We start from the raw sequence: 1,911 nt of genomic DNA, 5'->3' as shown, positions 1-1,911 counted from the left end.
GCGTCTCGGTTTCATAGCCTCCCACCTATCCTACACAGAAGAACTCAACGTTCAATGTAAAGCTATAGTAAAGGTTCACGGGGTCTTTCCGTCTTGCCGCGGGAACGCTGCATCTTCACAGCGATTTCAATTTCACTGAGTCTCGGGTGGAGACAGCGCCGCTGTCGTTACGCCATTCGTGCAGGTCGGAACTTACCCGACAAGGAATTTCGCTACCTTAGGACCGTTATAGTTACGGCCGCCGTTTACTGGGGCTTCGATCAAGAGCTTCGCCTTGCGGCTGACCCCATCAATTAACCTTCCAGCACCGGGCAGGCGTCACACCCTATACGTCCACTTTCGTGTTTGCAGAGTGCTGTGTTTTTGATAAACAGTCGCAGCGGCCAGGTTACTGCGACCCCTCGATGCTCAGTCACGCACGTGACCACACCAAGGGGCGCACCTTCTCCCGAAGTTACGGTGCCATTTTGCCTAGTTCCTTCACCCGAGTTCTCTCAAGCGCCTTGGGATTCTCACCCTGCCTACCAGTGTCGGTTTACGGTACGGTTTTTCTACAGCTGAAGCTTAGTGGCTTTTCCTGGAAGCGTGGTGTCAGTCACTTCGCCCTGATAAGGGCTCGTCTCGGTGCTCGGCGTATGTGATCCCGGATTTGCCTAAGATCACCGCCTACCGCCTTTCCCCAGGACAACCAACGCCTGGTAGACCTAACCTTCTCCGTCCCCACATCGCACTGTAGAAAAGTGCAGGAATATTAACCTGCTTCCCATCGACTACGCATTTCTGCCTCGCCTTAGGGGCCGACTCACCCTGCGCCGATGAACGTTGCGCGAGGAAACCTTGGGCTTTCGGCGGGGGGGCTTTTCACCCCCCTTATCGTTACTCATGTCAGCATTCGCACTTCCGATACCTCCAGCAAGCCTTACGACTCACCTTCACAGGCCTACGGAACGCTCCTCTACCGCGTACAGGTCGAAACCTGTACACCCCGAGCTTCGGTGCATAGCTTAGCCCCGTTAAATCTTCCGCGCAGACCGACTCGACCAGTGAGCTATTACGCTTTCTTTAAAGGGTGGCTGCTTCTAAGCCAACCTCCTGGCTGTCTATGCCTTTCCACATCGTTTTCCACTTAGCTATGACTTTGGGACCTTAGCTGCGGGTCTGGGTTGTTTCCCTTTTCACGACGGACGTTAGCACCCGCCGTGTGTCTCCCGTGTAGCACGTGTTGGTATTCGGAGTTTGCCATGGTTTGGTAAGTCTCAATGACCCCCTAGCCATAACAGTGCTCTACCCCCAACAGTGTTCGCACGAGGCGCTACCTAAATAGCTTTCGAGGAGAACCAGCTATCTCCGAGTTTGTTTAGCCTTTCACTCCGATCCTCAACTCATCCCCATCTATTGCAACAGATGTGGGTTCGGTCCTCCAGTGCGTGTTACCGCACCTTCAACCTGGTCAAGGATAGATCACTCGGTTTCGGGTCTACTGCCAGAGACTATTCGCCCTATTCAGACTCGGTTTCCCTTCGCCTCCCCTATACGGTTAAGCTTGCCACTGACAGTAAGTCGCTGACCCATTATACAAAAGGTACGCAGTCACCCTTGCGGGCTTCCACTGCTTGTACGTATACGGTTTCAGGGTCTATTTCACTCCCCTCTCCGGGGTTCTTTTCGCCTTTCCCTCACGGTACTAGTTCGCTATCGGTCAGTCAGGAGTATTTAGCCTTGGAGGATGGTCCCCCCATGTTCAGACAGGGTTTCTCGTGCCCCGCCTTACTCAATTTCATGCCACGCACCCTTTCGTCTACCGGGCTATCACCGTCTACGGCCCGCGTTTCCAAGCGGTTCGACTAGAATGTGCGACACTTTTGGGCTAGTCCGCGTTCGCTCGTCGCTACTGACGGAATCTCGGTTGAT

At 54.1% G+C, this 1,911-nt stretch carries 1 rRNA gene (running past one end of the window); it reads right to left on the bottom strand.

From position 1 onward, the window contains the following. Window positions 1-1,911, bottom strand: a 23S ribosomal RNA gene (locus tag HBF32_RS19090) (its annotated part continues 217 nt past the right edge of the window); the annotation flags it as partial.

Source organism: Luteibacter yeojuensis (assembly GCF_011742875.1).
In the GTDB taxonomy this organism is placed as follows: domain Bacteria; phylum Pseudomonadota; class Gammaproteobacteria; order Xanthomonadales; family Rhodanobacteraceae; genus Luteibacter; species Luteibacter yeojuensis.
Note: the sequence above shows the minus strand (reverse complement) of the source record. Positions and strands in the feature narration are given on the sequence as shown.